At 60.4% G+C, this 21,721-nt stretch carries 18 protein-coding genes; 7 read left to right on the plus strand and 11 right to left on the minus strand.

All coding sequences use genetic code 11. From position 1 onward, the window contains the following. Positions 1-168: 168 nt before the first annotated feature. The 8 genes from JFU47_RS15350 to JFU47_RS15385 all read right to left on the minus strand — a co-directional run bounded on the left by JFU47_RS15350 (position 169) and on the right by JFU47_RS15385 (position 8,431). On the minus strand, positions 169-1,767 hold the full coding sequence (locus tag JFU47_RS15350) for an AAA family ATPase (RefSeq protein WP_201183994.1): 1,599 nt from the start codon (positions 1,765-1,767) through the stop codon (positions 169-171). Positions 1,768-1,777: 10 nt separating this feature from the next. Beyond that, the gene (gene aroB / locus JFU47_RS15355; RefSeq protein ID WP_201183997.1) at positions 1,778-2,878 is read right to left on the minus strand and encodes a 3-dehydroquinate synthase; all 1,101 of its coding nucleotides are present in this window, start codon (positions 2,876-2,878) and stop codon (positions 1,778-1,780) included. Between the two features lie 151 nt (positions 2,879-3,029). After that, a complete protein-coding gene (gene aroK, locus JFU47_RS15360; protein WP_010464421.1) occupies positions 3,030-3,548 on the minus strand; it encodes a shikimate kinase AroK in 519 nt (172 codons plus the stop codon). 4 nt (positions 3,549-3,552) lie between these two features. Then, positions 3,553-5,643, minus strand: a complete 2,091-nt coding sequence (gene pilQ / locus JFU47_RS15365) for a type IV pilus secretin PilQ (RefSeq protein WP_201184000.1) — start codon at positions 5,641-5,643, stop codon at positions 3,553-3,555. A gap of 13 nt (positions 5,644-5,656) precedes the next feature. Then, on the minus strand, positions 5,657-6,184 hold the full coding sequence (locus JFU47_RS15370; protein ID WP_134101035.1) for a pilus assembly protein PilP: 528 nt from the start codon (positions 6,182-6,184) through the stop codon (positions 5,657-5,659). Then, positions 6,181-6,804, minus strand: coding sequence for a type 4a pilus biogenesis protein PilO (gene pilO, locus JFU47_RS15375; protein ID WP_123366941.1), 624 nt, complete (start codon positions 6,802-6,804; stop codon positions 6,181-6,183). The genes JFU47_RS15370 and pilO overlap by 4 nt, the downstream gene beginning before the upstream one ends. Continuing rightward, positions 6,801-7,367 (minus strand): PilN domain-containing protein, encoded by a 567-nt coding sequence (locus JFU47_RS15380; RefSeq protein ID WP_123366942.1) that lies wholly within the window; start codon positions 7,365-7,367, stop codon positions 6,801-6,803. Before JFU47_RS15380 ends, pilO begins: the two co-directional genes overlap by 4 nt. Then, a complete protein-coding gene (locus JFU47_RS15385; RefSeq protein WP_201184003.1) occupies positions 7,367-8,431 on the minus strand; it encodes a type IV pilus assembly protein PilM in 1,065 nt (354 codons plus the stop codon). The genes JFU47_RS15380 and JFU47_RS15385 overlap by 1 nt, the downstream gene beginning before the upstream one ends. Positions 8,432-8,649: 218 nt before the next feature. Here JFU47_RS15385 and JFU47_RS15390 point away from each other — a divergent pair, with 218 nt between their 5' ends. Then, entirely contained in the window at positions 8,650-11,091 is a 2,442-nt protein-coding gene (locus JFU47_RS15390; RefSeq protein ID WP_446739639.1) for a penicillin-binding protein 1A, read from the plus strand. Positions 11,092-11,354: 263 nt separating this feature from the next. On the opposite strand, the gene JFU47_RS15395 is transcribed toward JFU47_RS15390, so the two are convergent. From JFU47_RS15395 to rpmE, 3 genes are all read right to left on the minus strand, one after another. Further along, the gene (locus JFU47_RS15395) at positions 11,355-12,623 is read right to left on the minus strand and encodes a malic enzyme-like NAD(P)-binding protein (RefSeq protein ID WP_123366945.1); all 1,269 of its coding nucleotides are present in this window, start codon (positions 12,621-12,623) and stop codon (positions 11,355-11,357) included. 183 nt (positions 12,624-12,806) lie between these two features. Further along, positions 12,807-13,607 carry a thermonuclease family protein gene (locus JFU47_RS15400; protein WP_201184008.1) on the minus strand — a complete coding sequence of 267 codons (801 nt, stop codon included), beginning with the start codon at positions 13,605-13,607 and terminating at the stop codon, positions 12,807-12,809. Positions 13,608-13,621: 14 nt separating this feature from the next. After that, positions 13,622-13,852 (minus strand): 50S ribosomal protein L31, encoded by a 231-nt coding sequence (gene rpmE, locus JFU47_RS15405; protein ID WP_008080648.1) that lies wholly within the window; start codon positions 13,850-13,852, stop codon positions 13,622-13,624. A 286-nt stretch (positions 13,853-14,138) separates the two neighbouring features. Between rpmE and JFU47_RS15410 the strand changes: the two genes are divergently transcribed. The 6 genes from JFU47_RS15410 to JFU47_RS15435 all read left to right on the plus strand — a co-directional run bounded on the left by JFU47_RS15410 (position 14,139) and on the right by JFU47_RS15435 (position 21,620). Further along, positions 14,139-16,358 (plus strand): primosomal protein N', encoded by a 2,220-nt coding sequence (locus tag JFU47_RS15410; protein ID WP_201184011.1) that lies wholly within the window; start codon positions 14,139-14,141, stop codon positions 16,356-16,358. 235 nt (positions 16,359-16,593) lie between these two features. Continuing rightward, the gene (gene argS, locus JFU47_RS15415) at positions 16,594-18,330 is read left to right on the plus strand and encodes an arginine--tRNA ligase (RefSeq protein WP_201184014.1); all 1,737 of its coding nucleotides are present in this window, start codon (positions 16,594-16,596) and stop codon (positions 18,328-18,330) included. Position 18,331: 1 nt separating this feature from the next. Beyond that, positions 18,332-19,036 (plus strand): SPOR domain-containing protein, encoded by a 705-nt coding sequence (locus tag JFU47_RS15420; RefSeq protein ID WP_033055354.1) that lies wholly within the window; start codon positions 18,332-18,334, stop codon positions 19,034-19,036. A 150-nt stretch (positions 19,037-19,186) separates the two neighbouring features. Continuing rightward, on the plus strand, positions 19,187-19,717 hold the full coding sequence (gene hslV, locus JFU47_RS15425) for an ATP-dependent protease subunit HslV (RefSeq protein ID WP_007899242.1): 531 nt from the start codon (positions 19,187-19,189) through the stop codon (positions 19,715-19,717). A 55-nt stretch (positions 19,718-19,772) separates the two neighbouring features. After that, on the plus strand, positions 19,773-21,113 hold the full coding sequence (hslU, locus tag JFU47_RS15430) for an ATP-dependent protease ATPase subunit HslU (protein WP_123366949.1): 1,341 nt from the start codon (positions 19,773-19,775) through the stop codon (positions 21,111-21,113). A gap of 129 nt (positions 21,114-21,242) precedes the next feature. Continuing rightward, positions 21,243-21,620, plus strand: coding sequence for a gamma-butyrobetaine hydroxylase-like domain-containing protein (locus JFU47_RS15435; protein ID WP_008149540.1), 378 nt, complete (start codon positions 21,243-21,245; stop codon positions 21,618-21,620). Positions 21,621-21,721: the final 101 nt, after the last annotated feature.

Consider the following 21,721-nt stretch of genomic DNA (forward strand, 5'->3'; position numbering starts at 1 on the left):
TTTAAAGCGATATGCTGTGCTAGTCAAAACTTTTTTTAATTTTGACCGCAACGACTCAAAGACTACTGTGACGCAGACACCACAAGGCACGCGGTCTGTAGAGACGGCATGCGCTTGTAGAAATTTTGAGGTGCCGGGAGAGGCGGCCTGGGTAAGGCCGCCGAATCTTCAGCGAGTTGTTGCCAGTTCCTGTTGGACGCTGGCGACAGTGCGAGGCCAAGGTTTACCAGCCTGAACCTTCGCTGGCAAGGCCTTGATGGCGCTAAGGGCTGCATCGCGGTTGGCGAAGCTACCGTAAGTGATGACGTAAAGCGGCTTGCCGTTGAGGACTTTCTTGAAATAACGGTACTCGCCGCCCTGCTCCTTGACGAAGGATTGCGCGGCCGCTTCAGAGCTGGTGCCGAGGATCTGCACCACGTAGTTACTTGTCGGTTGACCGGCGTACCAGGTGCCGCCAGCGCCTTTCGCGGGAGCGGCGGCTGGTTTCTCGGCAGGCTTGGCGGTGGCCACGGCGGCAGGCTTGGCCGGCGCTGGAGCCGGCTTCACGGCAGGCGCAGTCGGGACTGGCTTGGCGGTCGCGACCTGGGTCGGCGCTGGGGCCGGTTTAGCGGCAGGCGTTGGCGCAGGGCCAGGCTGAATGCCCGCCGGCGGCGCAGTGGTGGTCACGGTTGGCGGTGTAGCGCTCGAACCTTCGACCGGCACACCGTCATCGCCTTCGGTGATGCCACCGGCGGCTTCAGCCAGCGGACCGCGCATGACCGGTTGCGAGTTGCCGACCAGCGGCAACGGCATCGGTTGCGAGTTACCGGCGAATTCGACGGCAGGCGCGCCGCCGCTATTGGGTTTTGGCGTGCCCTGGCCGAGCGGCAGTTGCGCCTGTTCGTTGACAGGTGCACCCGTGGTCGGTGCTTTGCTGCGACCCGGCATCAACCAGGCGGCGGCTACCGCGACCACGACAACGGCAGAAATCGCCAATACGTGTTTCTTCGGCATGTTGAACCCCATACTTGGACGCTTCACCGCTGAGCGGCTGGCAATCATGGCTTCGATCATTGCATCGCGGGCAACCTGGTTGATGGTGCCAGGCCAACCGTCGGAGCTTTCGTGAATATCAGAGATCTGATCTGCGGTGAAAAGTTCGATACCCCGGCCGGCGCCTTCGAGCCGCTGGTCCAGATATTCGCGGGTTTCTTCTTCGGTGTAAGGCTGCAATTCGATGACGTGGAAACGCTCTTCCTCGAGGCTCAGCGCCTCCAGTTGAGCAATCAACGACGACTCGCCGAACAGGAACACATGCGGGCGACCTTCCGGTGCACCGGCAGCCAGGGCCAGCAAGGCTTCCAGCGCGGACTCGTCAAGTTGCTCGGCGTCATCCACCAGCAAATAGACTTCCTGCCCCGTCAACGCAAGTTGCACCACTTGAGCCAGAATCGCGCCGACCTCGGGCTGGGCGACGTTCAGCGCCTGAGCGACCTGACGCAGCACGCCGGCCGCATCACCGGCGCCACGGGCGGAAACCACCACGCTCTGCACCGACTGTTTGTTGGTGCTGGCCACCAGGGCCTGACGCAACAGCGTCTTGCCACTGCCTTGCGGGCCGGTGACGACCAGCAACAACTGACTGTAGCGTGCCAGGTGATGCAGTTGCCCCAGCACCGGTTTGCGCTGGGCCGGGAAGAATTTGAAGCCAGGCACCCGTGGAGAAAAAGGGTCATGGCTCAACTGGTAATGGCCGAGGAAAGCCTCGTCGGCGTGCAAACTAGTCATCGGGATCTTATTAACCTTTAAGCTGAGCCAGAGCGCGGTAATCCGCTCCCAGCGTGGCCTGTAAAACCTCTTTCGGATAATCGTCGGTCACCACCGCTTCGCCCATGTGGCGCAGCAGCACCAGGCGCAAACGACCGTCGATCACTTTCTTGTCAATTGCCATGTGTTCGAGAAAATCGGCTTCAGTCATCTCTTCAGGCGGGATAACCGGCAGGCCGGCACGCTGGAACAGACGAATGCCGCGATCGCGCTCTTGCTCGCTGATCCAGCCCAGGCGCGCGGACATTTCCAAGGCCATTACGGTGCCAGCAGCGACCGCCTCACCATGTAGCCAGACACCATAGCCCATGTGGGTTTCGATGGCGTGACCGAAGGTGTGACCCAGGTTGAGCGTGGCGCGAACACCGGTCTCCCGTTCGTCGGCACCCACCACCGCAGCCTTGGCCGCGCAAGAGCGCTCGATGGCGTAAGTCAGGGCGACCTGGTCCAGGGCGCGCAGGCGATCGACATTGTCTTCAAGCCAGGTCAGGAACGGTTCGTCGCAGATCAGCCCGTACTTGATGACTTCAGCAAGCCCGGCGGACAGTTCGCGGGCCGGCAGGGTATTGAGGGTAGCGGTATCAATCAGCACCACATTCGGCTGATAGAAAGCGCCGACCATGTTTTTGCCCAGCGGATGGTTGATCCCGGTCTTGCCGCCCACCGAAGAATCGACTTGCGACAGCAGCGTGGTCGGGACCTGGATGAAATCGACACCACGCTGATAGCAGGCGGCAGCAAAACCGGCCATGTCACCAATCACGCCGCCACCGAGGGCGATGACCGTGGTACGGCGGTCGTGCCGCGCGGTCAGCAGACCGTCGAAAATCAGTTGCAGGGTTTCCCAGGTCTTGAACGCTTCGCCGTCCGGCAGCACCACGGAAACCACCGAGAACTGTGCGAGGCTGCGGGTCAGACGCTCGAGATAGAGCGGTGCAACGGTCTCGTTGGAGATGATCGCCACTTGCCGTCCGCGGATATGCGGGGCCAGCAGCTCGGGCTGATCCAACAAACCTTCGCCAATATGAATCGGGTAGCTGCGCTCGCCTAGATCGACCTTGAGTGTCTGCATGTGTCCCCACAGTGAAGATGGAATCAGGCGTCCTGCCTTGAGTTAACGAATGTCCACGGCGTCTGCTCGTGTGACGCCGTTCGGTAGCCATCTGCCACAACCTTGAGCGACCATGACAGGACGCCGAGGATAGCGCATTTCGCGCCGAGCTTTAACGGGGAGGTAGCTGCTGCAAGCGTTCGAGAATATCGAGCACCACCATTCGCGGCGGCCGCTCATCGGTTTCGACCACCAGATCGGCGATTTCCCGATAAAGCGGATCGCGGATCGCCAGCAGATCCCGGAGGGTCTTGGCCGGATCGGCAGTACGCAATAGAGGTCGATTGCGATCACGGGAAGTGCGGCCCACCTGCTGCTCGACAGACGCATGCAGATAGACCACCCGCCCCCCGGCATGAAGCGCCCGGCGATTGGCCTCGCGCATCACCGCGCCGCCACCGGTCGCCAGCACCACGCCGTCGCACCCGCACAGTTCGGCAATCATCGCCTGCTCGCGGTCACGAAAGCCCGGTTCGCCTTCCTTATCGAAAATCCACGGGATATTGGCGCCCGTGCGCAATTCAATTTCCTTATCGGAATCTTTGAACGGCAGGCGCAGCTCTTTGGCCAGCAACCGGCCGATGGTGCTTTTTCCAGCCCCCATCGGTCCAACAAGAATCAAATTTCGCACAGAATCAATGACTCACAGCAATCGCCTGGTTGTTCATGATACGCGGAGTGAGAAATACCAGCAGCTCGGATTTTTTCTCCGAAACCACGTCACGCCGGAAAAGGCGGCCAAGATACGGCACATCGCCGAGAAATGGCACCTTATCTACAACCTTGCTCTGAGTATTTGAGAAAACCCCGCCAATCACGATGGTCTCGCCGTCGTTGACCAGGACCTTGGCATTGACCTCGTTTTTCTTGATCGGCGGCACATCCTGCACCTTGTTCAGGTAGTCCGGTTCGTCCTTGGTGACCTTGACCTCCATGATGATCCGGTTGTCCGGAGTGATCTGGGGCGTCACCTCCAGCGACAGCGAGGCCTCCTTGAATGACACTGAGGTCGCGCCGCTGGAGCTGGCTTCCTGATAGGGAATCTCCGTGCCCTTGAGGATTTTCGCGGTTTCCTTGTCGGAGGTGACCACCTTGGGCTGCGAAACAATTTCGCCGTTGCCGGTCTTCTCCATGGCCGTCAGCTCGAGATCCAGCAGCACATTGTCGGTGATGAACGCGATGCCGAGCCCCGAGGTGTTGGCGGCGGTGCCCAGGTCGACGAACGGCGAGTTGGTGCTGGTGCTGCCAGGCGTACCGATGGTCGATGAAGCATTCTCCCCATTATTGCTGACGCCCGAGGTGTTCCAGTTGCCCTTGTTCTGGATCGAACCGCCCCAGCGCACGCCGAGGCTTTTGTCATAGTCGACGTTGGCTTCGACGATGCGCGCCTCAATCATCACCTGACGCACCGGGATATCCAGTTGCGCGACGATACGGCGCAGTTCGTCGAGGCGATCCTGGGTCTGATAGGCAATGATGTTGTTGGTCCGCTCATCCACCGTGATCGAGCCCCGCTCGTCGGCTTTCGCCTCGGCACTGGTCACCGACTGGAACAGCTTGGCGATATCGGCAGCTTTGGCGTAGTTGACTTGCAACAACTCGCGACGCAGGGGTGCCAGGTCGGCGATTTGCTTCTGCGACTCCAGTTCCTGACGCTCGCGGGCGGAGATTTCATCGGCCGGCGCCACCAGCAAAACGTTACCGATCTTGCGTTTATCCAGGCCCTTGGTTTTCAACACCAGATCCAGCGCCTGATCCCACGGTACGTTCTGCAAACGCAGGGTGATGCCGCCCTGCACCGTGTCGCTGGCCACCAGATTGAGGTTGGTGAAATCGGCGATCAGTTGCAGCACCGAACGCACATCGATGTCCTGGAAATTCAGCGAGAGCTTTTCACCGGTGTAGGCGAAGCGTTCGGTGTTGCGTTTCTGCAAGTCATCGACGGTCATCGGCCGGATGCTGACGGTCAGCTTGTTGTCGGTCTGGTAAGTCGAATAATCGAAGGCACCGCCGGGTTCAATGCTGATCGTGGCCCGATCACCCGTGGCACTGGCGTTGACGAACTGCACCGGCGTGGCGAAATCCTTGACGTCCAGACGTACACGCAACGGTTCAGGCAACTGGGTCTTGGCGAAACCGAGGATGATCTTGCCGTCGCGCTCCTGAATGTCCGGGGCGATGGAAGGATCCGACAGATCGATGACCACATTGCCTTCGCCCTGAGTGCCGCGCTGGAAATCCACACCACGAATGGCCTTGCCTACCGGCGCATAGGCTTTCGCCGGGGCTGGCGTTGCAGTCGCTGCGCGCGGCGTTTTGGACGCCGGGCTGGAGGCCGTTTTGTTGGCGCCTTGCCCGACCACCACGAACAGAGTATTGCCTTCGACCCGTGCGTTGTACGGCGTCAGCTGGGTCAGATTGATGATCAGTCGCGTACGGTCCTTGGCTTGCACCACCGTGGCGCTGCGGGCATTTCCGCCGCCCAGGTCACGATTTTTGCTTTTTAGCTGACTGACGACGCCGGGAAGATCCAGCGCAATTCGTGCAGGCGATTCCGTGGTGTAACCGTGGGGCGGCGGTGGCGGCCCATCGAATGACAACTTCAACTCGACGCGGTCCCCCGGCAGCGCGGCGACATCCAGCGCTTTGAGGTTGGCCGCTAGTACCATCGGCGACAGCAACGCTATCCATAGCGAAATACCGAAGGTTGAGAAAATCCTGTTCATTATTCGAGTTCCACTATGAGTGCTCTTTCAAAGGGATGGTCCGCGGCCGCTCCAGCCAGGCGCCTTCGCCGTCAGGAACGATTTCGACCACATCGACCTGCGAGCCACTGATGGCGACGATCCGCCCATCGTTACGCCCCAGGTAATCGCCGACTTTCAACCGATGCACCCCGCCCGCCCCGCGCAACAGCGCAAAGGAGCCGGTCGCATTGGCGATCGTTCCGACCATTTCAAACTGCTCGATGTTGAAACCTTCGAGGTACTGCTTGACCCGATTCGGGTCAGGTTTGACGTTGCGCGAGCCGTGTTTCTGACCGGCCAGATCGACTCTGATCTGTCGGGAAAACGGGCTTCGCAGGTTGGCGGCGCTGTAGGTGAATGTTGGGTAAGACCGAAATGTCGGCGTTGGTTCAATCTTGCCGGGCGCACGCAAACGCATTTCGTTCATGTACGCGTCCAGGTCGCTGAAATCATTGTCGCTGCCGCAACCAGCCAGGCTGGCGACCAACACAACCATCGAAAAGCAACGGATCGGGCTCATTTTTGCAGCCCCTTGTCGTTGTAGCGGTAGGTCTTGGCAAGGATGCTCATGCGCAACTTCGGGCCACCTTCCGGGTTGGCCGGCGCAAGGTCGAAGTCATGCAGGGTGACAATCCGGGGCAGTCCGGCCACGCCGCTGACGAAGGCGGCCAGGTCATGATAGGCACCGGTGACGGTGATCTGGATCGGCAGCTCGATGTAGAACTGCTGCGTGTTCTCCGGCAGCAGTTTGATCTCTTCGAACTCCAGGCCACTGCCCAGGCCGGTGCGAGTGATGTCCTCCAGCAGACCGGGCACTTCGGTGTCACTGGGCAATTGCCGCAGCAGCACGCCAAAGGAGTTCTCCATTTCCTTCATCTGCTGCGTATACAGCTCCAGATTCGCCGCCATGCGGGCTTTGTCGGCGAATTGCTCCTTGAGGGTCGACTCTTCCTCGCGCTTGAGTTCGAGATGGCTCTGAAGGTCGCTGAGGGAAAAACTGTAGCCCAGTGAAAGCACCAGAATCATGAGCAGGATACCCGCCAGCGCCTTGATGGCTGGCGGCCAGGAGCCCATGTTATTGGTGTCCAGGTCATTGATGTCGATCTTGCGCAGGCCTTCGAACCAGTCAGACAGCCTCATTTGCCGCCCTCCGCAGCGGCGGGCTGAGTCTGACGAACGGTCAGCTGAAAGACGTTGGCCTGATCCAGCTGACCGGCGGTCGTCGCTTTGACTTCCGTGAGGCTGGGCGCATCAAACCAGTCGGACGCATCCAGATTGCGCATCAGGTCTGACACACGATTGTTGGACTCCGCCGCTCCAGTGATGGACAAGGACTTGCCGGCCATTTTCACCTCAGTGAAATACACGCCGTCAGGCAGCGTCCGCGCCAGTTGATCGAAAATACGCCCGCTGATCGGCCGGTTGCCTTGCAGGTCCTGAATGATGCGCATGCGCTCGACCAGCTGCTGGCGACGAGCCTTCAAATCGCTGATCTGTTTAATCCGCTCGTCGACCACGGCAATCTGTTTGCCGATGTAATCGTTACGAGCCACTTGCCGATCGATAGCGCCACTGATGACCTGGTTCGCGATCAGCACCGCGCCCACGGCCCCCACCATCACACCGACCAGCGCCAGCAAAAAGCGTTTGCGGCGCGCTTCACGCCGCTCTTCGCGCCAGGGTAAAAGATTGATCCGTGCCATCAGTCGAAACTCCTGAGGGCCAGCCCGCAGGCGATCATCAGTGCCGGCGCATCGCTGGCCAGGGCACCGGCGTTGACCTTGCTGCTCAGGGCCATGTCGGAGAATGGGTTGGCCACCTGCGTCGGCGTACCCAATCGTTGCTCGATCAACCGGTCCAGCCCCGGGACCGATGCGGTACCGCCGGCCAACAGAATGTGATCAACCGAGTTGTACTGACCGGAGGCGAAGAAAAACTGCAACGAACGCGACACTTGCTGCACCAGCGCATCGCGAAACGGCTGCAACACCTCACTGACGTAATCGTCCGGCAAACCACCCTGTTTCTTCGCCAGCCCCGCCTGCTCAACGGTCAGGCCATAACGTCGCTGGATTTCCTCCGTCAGTTGACGACCGCCGAACAATTGCTCGCGGGTGTAGATGATCCGCCCCTGGTGCAGCACGCTCAGAGTGGTCATGGTGGCGCCGATATCGACCACCGCTACCGTCAGACGCTCCTGAGAAGCAGCCAGTTGGCTCGCCAGCAATCCATAGGAACGCTCCAGCGCATAGGCCTCGACGTCGACCACGCGGGCTGTCAGGCCGGCCAGGGCCAGGGCCGCTTCCCGGACCTCGACGTTTTCCTTGCGACAGGCCGCCAGCAGCACATTGACTCGCTCGGGGTTGCGCACAGAAACGCCCTGGACCTCAAAGTCGATGGCCACTTCGTCCAATGGATAAGGGATGTATTGATCGGCCTCGATCTTCAGCTGGTTTTCCATTTCGTCGTCGGAAAGACCGGCGTCCATCTCGATGGTCTTGGTAATCACCGCCGAACCGGCCACGGCCACGGCGACGTTCTTGAGGTTGGTCCTGGCCTTGAGGAGCACGCGCGCGAGTGCCTGCCCTACGCCTTCGAGCTCGGCGATATTTTTCTCGACCACCGCGTTGGTGGGCAAAGGTTCCACCGCATAGGCCTCGACCCGATAACGGTCGCCCTGGCGGCTTAGCTCCAGAAGCTTGACCGACGTGGAGCTGATGTCGATCCCCAGAAGCGTATTGGCCTTTTTATTGAAGAGTCCTAGCACTACCAATTCCCTATGACTATCCGTGTCTTACGGACTCTGTAATAGCCGTTGCGTTCAAACCACCCGTCTTGACAGCAGCGCAAATGACGCCCTCGCCGGAAAAATGCTTATAATGCCCAGCGTTTTTTTCCGGTTTTTACTTCAAGCGCGGATCGTTCCCTGTTTATCTGAACCCTGATGCCAAATTCATTCTTTGCCCTGGATGTCCAAAAGCCTTGATTCGTCTGCTGAAATTTTTCGGTTGGTCCATCGTCGCCGTTTTCTGCGGACTGCTCCTCGGTCTTAGCGGCGCCTTTCTCTACCTTAGTCCGGGTTTGCCATCCGTGGAGGCTCTGAGAAGCATCCAGTTGCAGATTCCTTTGCGGGTCTATAGCAGCGACAACAAGCTGATCGCAGAATTTGGCGAAATGCGCCGCACACCGATCCGGTTCGCCGATATTCCGCCCAATTTCATTAATGCGTTACTAAGTGCTGAAGACGACAACTTCGCCAATCACTACGGTGTCGACCCCAGCAGCCTGATGCGCGCGGCCACCCAGTTGGTGAAAAGCGGACACATTCAGTCCGGCGGCAGCACCATCACCATGCAGGTAGCCAAGAACTTCTTCCTGACCAGCGAACGTAGCTTCTCGCGCAAAACCACCGAAATCCTCCTGGCCCTGCAGATTGAACGGCAGCTGACCAAGGACGAGATTCTTGAGTTATACGTCAACAAGATCTATCTGGGTAACCGCGCCTACGGCATCGAGGCCGCCGCGCAGGTTTACTACGGCAAGTCGATTCGTGATGTCAGCCTGGCGCAGATGGCGATGATCGCCGGTCTGCCAAAAGCCCCTTCGCGCTTCAACCCGCTGGCCAACCCGGCCCGCAGCAAGGAACGCCGCGACTGGATCCTTGGGCGCATGTACAAGCTCGGCAAAATCACCGAAGCCGACTACACCACCGCGATCAACGAGCCGCTGAACGCCAGCTATCACGTGCCGACCCCGGAAGTGAATGCACCGTACATCGCTGAAATGGCCCGCGCCGAAATGGTCGGCCGTTATGGCAGCGACGCTTATACCGAAGGTTTCCGCGTCACCACCACGGTGCCGAGCAACCTGCAGGAAATGGCCAACACCGCGGTCCACGAAGGCTTGATGACCTACGACCAGCGTCATGGTTATCGCGGCCCGGAGTCGCGCCTGCCGGGCAAGACTCGCGAGGCCTGGACAACCGAGCTGACCAAGCAGCGCACCATCAGCAGCCTTGAGCCCGCCATCGTCACCCAGGTCGACAAGACCGGCCTGCAAGTGATGACCCGTACCGGTGACGAACACGTCGGCTGGGACAGCATGAAATGGGCGCGCCCATTCCTCAACACCAACAGCATGGGCGCCAATCCGAAGCAGCCTTCGGACGTCGCCCAGGTCGGCGACCTGATTCGTGTTCAACGCCAGCCGGACAACTCGCTGAAATTCAGCCAGATCCCCCAGGCTCAGGGCGCGCTGGTTTCCCTCGATCCGCAAAACGGTGCCATTCGCTCCTTGGTCGGCGGCTTCGCCTTTGAACAGAGCAACTACAACCGCGCCATGCAGGCCAAGCGCCAGCCGGGTTCGAGCTTCAAGCCGTTCGTCTACAGTGCCGCGCTGGATAACGGCTACACCGCCGCCAGCCTGGTGAACGACGCACCGATCGTGTTCGTCGATGAGTATCTGGACAAGGTCTGGCGTCCAAAGAACGACACCAACACGTTCCTCGGCCCGATCCGTATGCGTGAGGCGCTCTACAAGTCGCGCAACCTGGTGTCGATCCGCTTGCTGCAAGCGCTGGGCGTCGACCGCACCATCGACTACATCAGCAAGTTCGGCTTCAACAAGCAGGACCTGCCACGCAACCTGTCCCTGGCCCTGGGTACCGCGACGCTGACACCAATGGAAATCGCCACCGGCTGGAGCACCTTCGCCAACGGCGGCTACAAGATCAGCCCCTACATCATCGACAAGATCGAAAGCCGCAATGGCGACACGCTGTTCGTCGCCAACCCGCCGAGCGTCCCGAAAGGCAACGTCGCCACCGACGGTATAGCCGCCCCTGCCGCGGCCAACGCCTTCACCGTCAACGCAACCCCGGGCGAAGCGCTGACTGCCCAGCCAGCACCACAAACGCCGGCCGTGGCCGAACGCATCGTCGATGGTCGCACCACTTTCATCCTCAACAGCATGCTCGAGGACGTGATCAAACTCGGCACCGGCCGCCGCGCCCTGGCCTTGGGCCGCAGCGACATTGCGGGCAAGACCGGTACCACCAACGAGTCCAAGGACGCCTGGTTCTCTGGGTACAACGCCGATTATGTGACCACTGTCTGGACCGGTTTCGACCAGCCTGAAAGCCTGGGTCGCAAGGAGTTCGGCGGTACCGTCGCGCTGCCGATCTGGATGAGCTACATGGGCGCCGCACTCAAAGACAAGCCGCCCCATACGCAGCCAGAGCCAGAAGGCATCCTCAGCCTGCGAGTCGACCCGGTCAGCGGCCGTGCAGCCACCCCAGGCACGCCAGGCGCCTACTTCGAGCTGTTCAAGGCCGAAGACACGCCACCGTCGGCGAACGAACTGGGCAACGGCACTGCGCCAGGCAGCCCACTGCCTGCGGATGAAGCGGCGCCGATCGATTTGTTCTGATCGCCTGAAGCTGCAAAAAGCCCCGCCTTCGAAAGAAGAGCGGGGCTTTTATTTGCAATTTCTACACCGCCTGTGATGGCCTCTTCGCGAGCAGGCTCGCTCCCACAGTGAATTTGGGTGTACTCGGGATTCATGTACACATCGGTCAAATGTGGGAGCGAGCCTGCTCGCGAAGAGGCCATCACAGTCACCCACAAACCTGCAGGCAAAAAAAAGCCCCGACTCGCAAGAGCCAGGGCTTTGTGTTGAAGCGCTACAACGACTTAGCCGTTGAACACGTCATCCACGCTTTTCAGCGGGTAGTTCTTCGGATACGGCAGGGTCGCTACGCCAGTCTCGATCGCAGCCTTGGCCACGGCATCGGAAATCACGGTGATCAGACGGGCATCCATTGGCTTCGGAATGATGTACTCACGACCGAATTCCAGTTTGATGCCGCCGTAGGCGTCGCACACTTCCTGAGGAACCGGCAGCTTGGCCAGTTCACGCAGGGCGTTGGCCGCAGCCACTTTCATTTCTTCGTTGATGCGCTTGGCGCGAACGTCCAGGGCACCGCGGAAGATGAACGGGAAGCCCAGCACGTTGTTGACCTGGTTCGGGTAGTCCGAACGGCCGGTGGCCATGATTACGTCGTCACGGGTGGCGTGAGCCAGCTCCGGGGCGATTTCCGGATCAGGGTTGGAGCACGCGAACACGATCGGGGTGGCCGCCATGGATTTCAGGCCTTCAGCGCTCAGCAGGTTCGGGCCGGACAGGCCAACGAACACGTCCGCGCCTTTCAGGGCGTCGGCCAGCGTGCGTTTTTCAGTCGCGTGAGCGAAAACAGCCTTGTACTGGTTCAGGTCGTCACGGCCGGAGTGGATCACGCCGGTACGGTCAACCATGAAGATGTTTTCGATGTTGGCACCCATGCTCACCAGCAATTTCATGCAGGAGATGGCGGCAGCACCGGCGCCCAGGCAGACGATCTTGGCGTCGGCCAGGGTTTTGCCGGCGATTTCCAGGGCGTTGATCATGCCGGCCGCAGTAACAATCGCGGTGCCGTGCTGGTCATCGTGGAATACCGGAATGTCGCACTGCTCGATCAGAGCGCGTTCGATCTCAAAGCACTCAGGTGCCTTGATGTCTTCCAGGTTGATGCCACCAAAGGTGATGGAGATGCGCTTGACGGTGTCGATGAAGGCTTGCGGGCTTTCGGAGTCGACTTCGATGTCGAAAACGTCGATGCCGGCGAAGCGCTTGAACAGCACGCCTTTACCTTCCATCACTGGCTTGGAAGCCAATGGGCCGAGGTTACCCAGGCCAAGAATTGCGGTGCCATCGGAAATGACTGCAACCAGATTGCCCTTGCCGGTGTACTTGTAGGCGAGTTCAGGGTCGCGGGCGATTTCGCGGACTGGTTCGGCTACACCGGGGCTGTAGGCCAGCGACAGGTCGCGGGCGGTAGCGGTGGCTTTGGTGAGCTCGACGCTCAGCTTCCCTGGACGAGGATGGGCATGATATTCGAGAGCGGCAGTTTTCAAATCAGACATAGGGGCATTCCGCTTTTTACTGTGGGACAGACGGACCGCCGAGGATACTCGTGTCGCAAAGTCCCTACAAGACTGACCGGTCACCCCTGTCAAGCACCCGGCCCTACGACTTTGGACCAAGAGCCGCGGAACACAAGGGATAGACTGTTCACAATCAGAATAAAAAATGTCTACAATTTTTTATCACTGCGCCATCTGAAGCATCGCCGGGTCGGTCAATGGCAAAAGCCAGCGTGCCTGTCCTTCTTTCAGGCCGCCGCGCCGCGAACGGTCCAGCACCCAGCCACGGGCTTCGATCTGCCTGCCCTTCAGCCGCTCGAGATTCGCCACATCGAACTGCCCCAGCAAATTGGGTGCAACGCGCAGTACAACCGAATCCTGCAACTCGATCCAAACCCCGCCGCGATTGCGCTGAACCTTGCTCACACGACCGCTGAGCACAGCGAAACCGGACGTGTTGATCTGCTCCGCTTTCAGTACAGGGGATTGACGCCACAACCCGAATCCGGCCTGACGGGCGCGGTGTTCCGCCGCTTGCTGGCAGTCGACCAGATCGACATTTGGCGCGACCGCTACCTGGAAACCAAGTCCTTCAGCGAGCATCTGCGCTTCAAGGTTGGCGCCATCGGCGCTGTAGACATGGGCCAAGGTGCGGCCGTAATGGTCTTTGCTTTCTTTACCGGGCAATAAACCGACCCGTCCGTCGCTTGCAGCCACCAGTGCTTCCAGGCGTTGGCGTGCCGCCACCGCGAACGGCTCGTCGGAGCGACCTTTCTTGCCCAGCTCCGGCGTATTCAAACCGATCATGCGCACGCTACGGCCATCGCTCAGACGCAGCGTGTCACCATCCACTACCCGTTGCACCACAACGGGTGTCAGCCCGCTCGGCGCCGGGCAGAAGGCCTGGGCACCGGAAAGCCAAATCGCAGACACAAAAAAGGCGCCCACGAGGGACGCCTTTTTCATCAGCAAGGTAAAGCCCATGGGGCTTTGCAACCTTACTCTGCAGCAGCAGGAGCTTTCTTGCCGAAAGCACCGAAACGGTCTGCGAAGCGCTGTACACGGCCGCCAGTATCCAGAGTCTTCTGCTTACCGGTGTAGAACGGGTGGCACTCGTTGCATACGTCAGTACCCAGTGGCTTGCACAGGTTCGAACGAGTTTCGAACTTGTTGCCGCAGCTGCAAGTTACTTCGATGGTTTCGTACGCTGGATGGATATCGGCTTTCATGGTGTATTCCTCAGGCTAGTGTGCCGCCACTCAACACTATTGTTGAATACCGCACATAATTAGGCCGCGGATTCTACCAGACCTTTGCGATCACGCAAGCTGTCGCTTACACCAGTCGTCTGCTAGGCTCCCGGCCCAAAGCATACTCCCTGTGGGAGCGAGCCTGCTCGCGAAAGCGGTGTATCAGATGACGTGAGTGCTGACTGATATGCCCTCTTCGCGAGCAGGCTCGCTCCCACAGGTGGCATCCCCGCTGTTTATTTCCTGTTTATCGAGATCCCCCCGCGTGCCCGACGCCATTTTGCGCCTCGCCCTGCCTTCGCCTCTGCGCCGCCTGTTCGATTACCGTGCCCCGGCCGGGATCCTGCGTGCCCAGTTGCAGCCGGGCATGCGCCTGCGGGTGCCGTTCGGCCGACGGGAGATGATCGGGATTCTGGTGGAGGTGACCGATCACAGCGAAGTGCCGGTAGAAAAGCTCAAGCCGGCCCTGGCCCTGCTCGATGCCACGCCGCCCCTGCCGCCAGCGCTATTCAAACTGTGCCTGTGGACGTCTCAGTATTACCAGCACAGCCTCGGCGACACTTTGAGCTGGGCGCTACCGGTACTGTTGCGACAAGGCGAACTGGCCGAAGCACGGCAGGAGCGCTTCTGGTCCGCCGCGCCCGGCGCCAGCCTTGATGACCCGCGCATCACTCGCGCCCCGCGTCAACGCGAGGCCCTGGCGACCCTGGCCCAACATCCCCATGGCGTCGCCCATCAGTTGTTGAGCAAACTGATGCTGAGCAAGGACAGCCTGGATTTGCTGCTGGCCAAGGATCTGGTGCAAGTCGAAATCCGCAAGCACGCCCCCGACGCCCGCCACGAACACTGGCTGGCGCAGCCGGAATTGCCGCTCAACCCGGAGCAGCGTGCGGCCTATGAGGCGATTCGCGCAGGGTTCGACAGTTATCACGCGTTCCTGCTGGCCGGCGTCACCGGCAGCGGCAAGACCGAAGTCTATTTGCAGCTGATCCGCGAAACGCTCGAGGCTGGCAAGCAAGCGCTGGTACTGATCCCGGAGATCAACCTCGGCCCGCAGACACTGGCGCGCTTCGAGCAGCGCTTCAATGCACGCATCGCGCTGATCCACTCGGCGGTCAACGACCGCGAGCGCCTCGAAGCCTGGCTCGCCGCCCGGGACGGTGACGCCGACATTATTATCGGCACCCGTTCCGCGCTGTTCACGCCGATGAAGAACCCCGGTCTGATCATCATCGATGAAGAGCACGACGGTTCCTATAAACAGCAGGAAGGCCTGCGCTATCACGCCCGCGATCTGGCATTGGTGCGCGCACGCCAGGAAAACATCCCGATTGTCCTCGGCTCCGCCACGCCTTCGCTGGAAAGCCTGCACAACGCCTACACCGGTCGATACGGACTCTTACGCTTGAACGAGCGTGCCGGTGGCGCCAAACAACCGCGGTTCCTGCGCCTGGACGTGAAAAGTCGTCCACTGGACAGCGGCATTTCCGGGCCGATGCAGCAAGCCATCGGCCAGACGCTGGCCGCCGGGCAACAAGTGTTGGTGTTCCTCAACCGTCGCGGTTTTGCCCCGACCTTGCTGTGTCACGACTGCGGCTGGATGTCCGAGTGTCAGCGCTGCGATGCGCGCATGACTGTGCATCAGCGCTCCGGCGAACTGCGCTGCCACCATTGCGGCTACGTCGAACGCGTCCCTCGGCATTGCCCGAAGTGCGGCAAGGTCGATTTGCGACCCGTTGGTGCCGGCACCGAGCGCGCCGAAGAACGATTGGGGATTTTGTTTCCAGACGTCCCGGTGCTGCGGGTCGACCGCGATAGCACTTCGCGTAAAGACGCCATGAATCAGCTGTTCGCGACCATTCAGAAGGGCCAGCCCTGCATTCTGGTCGGCACGCAAATGCTTGCCAAAGGGCACCACTTTCCACGGGTGACGCTGGTGTCGATTCTCGATGCCGACGGCGGGCTGTTTTCCGGCGACTTCCGCGCCAGCGAGCGCATGGCGCAGCTAATCGTCCAGGTTGCCGGGCGCGCGGGCCGGGCTGAAGAGCCGGGCAAAGTGATCATCCAGACGCACCTGGCCGACCATCCGCTGCTGGTGCAATTGACTGAACAGGGCTATTTCGCCTTTGCCGAACAGGCGTTGAGCGAACGTCGCTCGGCGGGCCTACCGCCGTTTGCGCACTTGGCGCTGCTGCGGGCCGAAGCGCACAAACCGGGGCAAGCTGAAGGCTTTCTTGATGAGGCGTGCAGCGAGGCCGAGCGTTTGCTGGCCGAACAGAACCTGACCGGGATTGAACTGCTAGGGCCGGTGCCGGCGCCGATGGAGCGCCGGGCCGGGCGTTATCGTGCGCAGTTGTTGCTGCAAGCGACGGCCCGGGCGCCGCTGCATCGACTATTAAGCAGCTGGCTGCTGGTGTTGGAGCAGATGCCGAGTGGGCGGGCGGTGCGATGGTCTTTGGATGTGGATCCGGTCGATTTGTATTGATTTTGAGATCGCTTTCGTCGGAACGCCGCCCGGAGCCGGCTCGCTCCCACAGGGGATCTGCGGCGCTCATCAGGTCAATGTGGGAGCGAGCCTGCTCGCGAAGGCGGTTGATTAGTCACCACATATCCATAACCTGCCCGCTATAGTTGGCAAGCCCGTCTTCGCAACGGATAATGCCCAGTTTTTCCACTAGCGCATCCAGGCGCCGCCGCGCTTGCGGTCGAAAGAGAACACCATGAAAGACACCATTCGCCAGCTGATCCAACAAGCCATCACCCAACTCGTCAACGAAGGTGTGTTGCCTGAAGGCCTGTCGCCGGCGATCCAGGTGGAAAACTCCCGTGACAAGACTCACGGCGACTTCGCCAGCAACATCGCCATGATGCTGGCCAAACCGGCCGGCATGAAGCCGCGCGACCTGGCAGAGAAAATCATCGCCGCGCTGCCGGCTGACGAAAACGTCACCAAGACCGAAATCGCCGGCCCCGGCTTCCTGAACTTCTTCCAGAACACCCAGGCCCTGGCCACTCGCCTGGACGCCGCCCTGGCCGACGCCCACATCGGCGTGCGCAAGACGGGTCCGGTGCAGCGCACTGTCGTCGACCTGTCGGCACCGAACCTGGCCAAAGAGATGCACGTCGGCCACTTGCGCTCGACCATCATCGGCGACGGCGTGGCGCGCGTACTGGAATTCCTCGGCGACGAAGTGATCCGTCAGAACCACGTCGGCGACTGGGGCACCCAGTTCGGCATGCTGATGGCGTATCTGCAGGAAAACCCGATCACCAGCGACGAGCTGTCGGACCTGGAAAACTTCTACCGTGCGGCCAAACAACGCTTCGACGAATCCGAAGAGTTCGCCGATCGCGCCCGTGGCCTGGTGGTCAAGCTGCAAGCCGGCGACCCGGACTGCCTGGCGCTGTGGACCAAGTTCAAGGACATCTCGCTGTCGCACTGCCAGAAAATCTACGAACTGCTGAACGTCAAACTGACCATGGCCGACGTGATGGGCGAAAGCGCCTACAACGACGACCTGATCAACGTAGTCAACGACCTCAAGGCCGCTGGCCTGCTGGTCGAGAGCAACGGCGCCCAGTGCGTGTTCCTCGACGAGTTCAAAAACGCTGATGGCGACCCGCTGCCGGTGATCATCGTCAAGGCTGACGGCGGTTACCTCTACGCCACCACCGACCTGGCGGCCGTGCGTTACCGTAGCGGCAAGCTGAAGGCTGATCGCGCGCTGTACTTCGTCGACCAGCGTCAGGCCCTGCACTTCCAGCAAGTGTTCCAGGTCGCGCGCCTGGCCGGTTTCGTGACGCACCCGATGGAAATGGAACACATGGGCTTCGGCACCATGAACGGCGCCGATGGCCGTCCGTTCAAGACCCGTGACGGCGGCACCGTGAAGCTGATCGACCTGCTGACCGAAGCTCAGGAACGCGCTTACACCCTGGTGAAAGAAAAGAACCCTACACTTGCCGAAGACGAACTGCGCAACATCGCCAAGGTCGTGGGCATTGGCGCGGTGAAATACGCTGACCTGTCCAAGCACCGCACCAGCGACTACAGCTTCAACTTCGACCTGATGCTGAACTTCGAAGGCAACACTGCGCCGTACCTGCTGTACGCCTACACCCGCGTGGCCGGCGTGTTCCGCAAACTCGGCAAGGACTTCAGTGAAGTCGAAGGCCAGATCGTCCTCGAAGCGGCGCACGAACACGAATTGGCGGCGAAGCTCGCGCAGTTCGGCGAAGTGCTGAACAACGTTTCCGACAAAGGCACGCCGCACATCCTGTGCACCTACCTGTACGATGTCGCCGGCCTGTTCTCCAGCTTCTACGAGAACTGCCCGATACTCGGTGCCGACACCCCGGCGCAAATGCAGAGCCGTCTGCGCCTCGCCGCGCTGACCGGTCGCACTCTCAAGCAAGGCCTGGAACTCTTGGGTCTGGAAACTCTGGAGCGTATGTAAGTTGGCTGCCAAGAAAAAACCAGCACCCAAGCGTGGCGCCAGCCGTTACCAAGCTCCTGCAAAGCAACCGATCCCGGGTTGGCTGTGGATGGCCATCGGCCTGACGGTCGGCGCGTTTATTGTGTTCCTGATGAAGCTGGAACCGGGCAAGGGCAGCGAGAGCGTCAAGCGCGAGAAGATCGAGCAGCAGAAAGCCAAGATCGTCGAGGCCAACAAGACCCCGCCGAGCCCGACGCAACCGGTGAAGCCGAAGTACGACTTCTACACCTTGCTACCGGAATCGGAAGTGATCGTGCCGCCGGATGCCGTCCCGGAGAAAACCCTGCCGACGCCACAAGTGCCGGCCATTCCGACGACGCCGGTCACGCCAGAGCAAGCGGCGAAGATCGATACCGCGCGGGCTCAGGCCGCACTGGCCGGGATTACCCCGCCGCCAGCGCCACCGGTGTCCAAAGCGGCGCCAGTGACCAAGTTCTTCCTGCAGGCCGGCTCGTTCCGCAAGGAGGCTGATGCAGACAAGGTTCGGGCCCAGATCATCCTGCTCGGTCAGGCTGTGGCAGTTGAATCCGGCACCGTGAAGGACGAAACCTGGTATCGGGTATTGGTCGGACCGTTCAGCAACCGCGAACAACTGACCACCGCCCAGAAACAACTGGCCGGCAGCGGGTTCAGCAATTTGTTGTTACAACAACGCCAAAGCCGCTAACCCCTTCCCCGATCGTTCCCACGCTCTGCGTGGGAACGATCATCTTCAACACCGCTCGTCCCCTCTCCCTTCCTACAGTTGAAATACGCTCCACCACCCCCATATGAGTTGGCATAAGGCATTTTCGCCCCGCTGCGTGGAGACTCTCCCTTGACCACCATCGTTTCAGTTCGCCGCCACGGCAAAGTCGTCATGGGCGGCGACGGCCAGGTTTCTCTCGGCAATACCGTGATGAAAGGCAACGCGAAGAAAGTTCGCCGCCTGTACCACGGCCAGGTGATCGCCGGTTTTGCCGGGGCCACCGCTGACGCCTTCACCCTCTTCGAGCGTTTCGAAGGCCAGCTTGAGAAACATCAGGGCCACCTGGTTCGCGCCGCTGTCGAACTCGCCAAAGAATGGCGCACTGACCGCTCCCTCAGCCGCCTCGAGGCCATGCTCGCAGTCGCCAACAAAGACGCCTCTCTGATCATCACCGGCAACGGCGACGTGGTCGAACCCGAAGAAGGTCTGATCGCCATGGGTTCCGGTGGCGGTTACGCCCAGGCCGCCGCCAGTGCGCTGCTGAAGAAAACCGACCTGTCGGCCCGGGAAATCGTCGAAACCGCCCTCGGCATCGCCGGCGACATCTGTGTATTCACCAACCACACCTTCACCATTGAGGAGCAGGACCTCGCTGAGTAAGCCTGTTTTGGCCACCACGCCACGGCTCACTTTTACCTGAGGACCGCCAATTACTATGTCCATGACTCCCCGTGAAATCGTCCACGAACTCAATCGCCATATCATCGGCCAGGACGATGCCAAGCGCGCCGTCGCCATCGCATTGCGTAACCGCTGGCGCCGGATGCAGCTGCCTGAAGAGCTGCGCGTTGAAGTGACCCCAAAGAACATCCTGATGATCGGCCCGACCGGTGTCGGTAAAACCGAGATTGCTCGTCGTCTGGCCAAACTGGCCAACGCGCCGTTCATCAAGGTCGAAGCGACCAAGTTCACCGAAGTCGGCTATGTCGGCCGCGATGTTGAATCGATCATCCGTGACCTGGCCGACGCAGCGATCAAGCTGCTGCGCGAACAGGAAATGACCAAGGTTCGCCACCGCGCCGAAGACGCCGCCGAAGAGCGCATCCTCGACGCCCTGCTGCCACCGGCACGCATGGGCTTCAGCAACGACGACGCCGCACCGTCGGCCGACTCCAACACCCGTCAGCTGTTCCGCAAGCGCCTGCGCGAAGGTCAGCTGGATGACAAAGAGATCGAAATCGAAGTCGCCGAAGTGACCGGTGTCGATATCTCCGCGCCGCCGGGCATGGAAGAGATGACCAACCAGTTGCAGAGCCTGTTCGCCAACATGGGCAAGGGCAAACGCAAGAGCCGCAAGATCAAGGTCAAGGAAGCGCTGAAACTGGTGCGCGACGAAGAAGCCGGTCGCCTGGTCAATGAAGAAGAGTTGAAGGCCAAGGCGCTGGAAGCGGTCGAGCAGCACGGCATCGTGTTCATCGACGAAATCGACAAGGTCGCCAAGCGCGGCAACACCGGTGGCGTCGACGTGTCCCGCGAAGGCGTACAGCGCGACCTGCTGCCGCTGATCGAAGGCTGCACCGTCAACACCAAACTGGGCATGGTCAAGACCGACCACATCCTGTTCATCGCGTCCGGCGCGTTCCACCTGAGCAAACCGAGCGATCTGGTGCCTGAGCTGCAAGGTCGCCTGCCGATTCGTGTCGAACTCAAGGCCCTGACGCCTGAAGACTTCGAACGCATTCTCAGCGAGCCGCACGCGTCGCTCACCGAGCAGTATTGCGCCCTGCTGAAGACCGAAGGCCTGGTGATCGAATTCCTGCCGGACGGCATCAAGCGTATTGCCGAGATCGCCTGGCAGGTCAACGAGAAGACCGAGAACATCGGTGCCCGTCGCCTGCACACACTGCTTGAACGTCTGCTTGAAGAGGTGTCGTTCAGCGCCGGTGACCTGGCCAGCGCCCACGACGAAAAGGCGATCCTGATCGACGCCGATTACGTCAACAGCCACTTGGGCGAATTGGCGCAGAACGAAGACCTGTCCCGTTATATCCTGTAGGTCACCTGTTCCCCTGTAGGAGCTGCCGCAGGCTGCGATCTTTTGATTTTTCCTTGAAAAAAACAAGATCAAAAGATCGCAGCCTGCGGCAGCTCCTACAGGGTGCTCCACCAAGACGGATGACCTGTCATGACCCAACTCCCCACCGACATCAAACTGCACAAAGCCTCGAAAACCCTGTCGCTGAAATATGCGTCCGGCGAGGAACATCACCTGCCCGCCGAGTTCCTGCGCGTGCACTCTCCTTCCGCCGAGGTCCAGGGCCACGGCAAACCTATCCTGCAATTTGGCAAGATCGGCGTAGGCCTGACCAAGGTCGAACCCGCCGGTCAGTACGCACTGAAGTTGACCTTCGACGACGGCCACGACAGCGGCCTGTTCACTTGGGAATATCTGTACCAGCTGGGCGTGCGACAAGAGGATCTCTGGAACGATTATCTTGCCGAACTCAAAGCCGCCGGAAAGACCCGCGATCCGAACGAATCCATCGTCAAGCTGATGCTCTAGCTCAGGCCTTTCGCTCTTTAGAGGGCATTTTCTAATTCCATCTGTTTGAATGCTCGGCTTCCGGGTCGACGACTGGCCTGCTTGCGAAAAAAATTAAACTC

This window comes from Pseudomonas sp. TH39(2020), from assembly GCF_016650715.1.
Lineage (GTDB): Bacteria > Pseudomonadota > Gammaproteobacteria > Pseudomonadales > Pseudomonadaceae > Aquipseudomonas > Aquipseudomonas mandelii_C.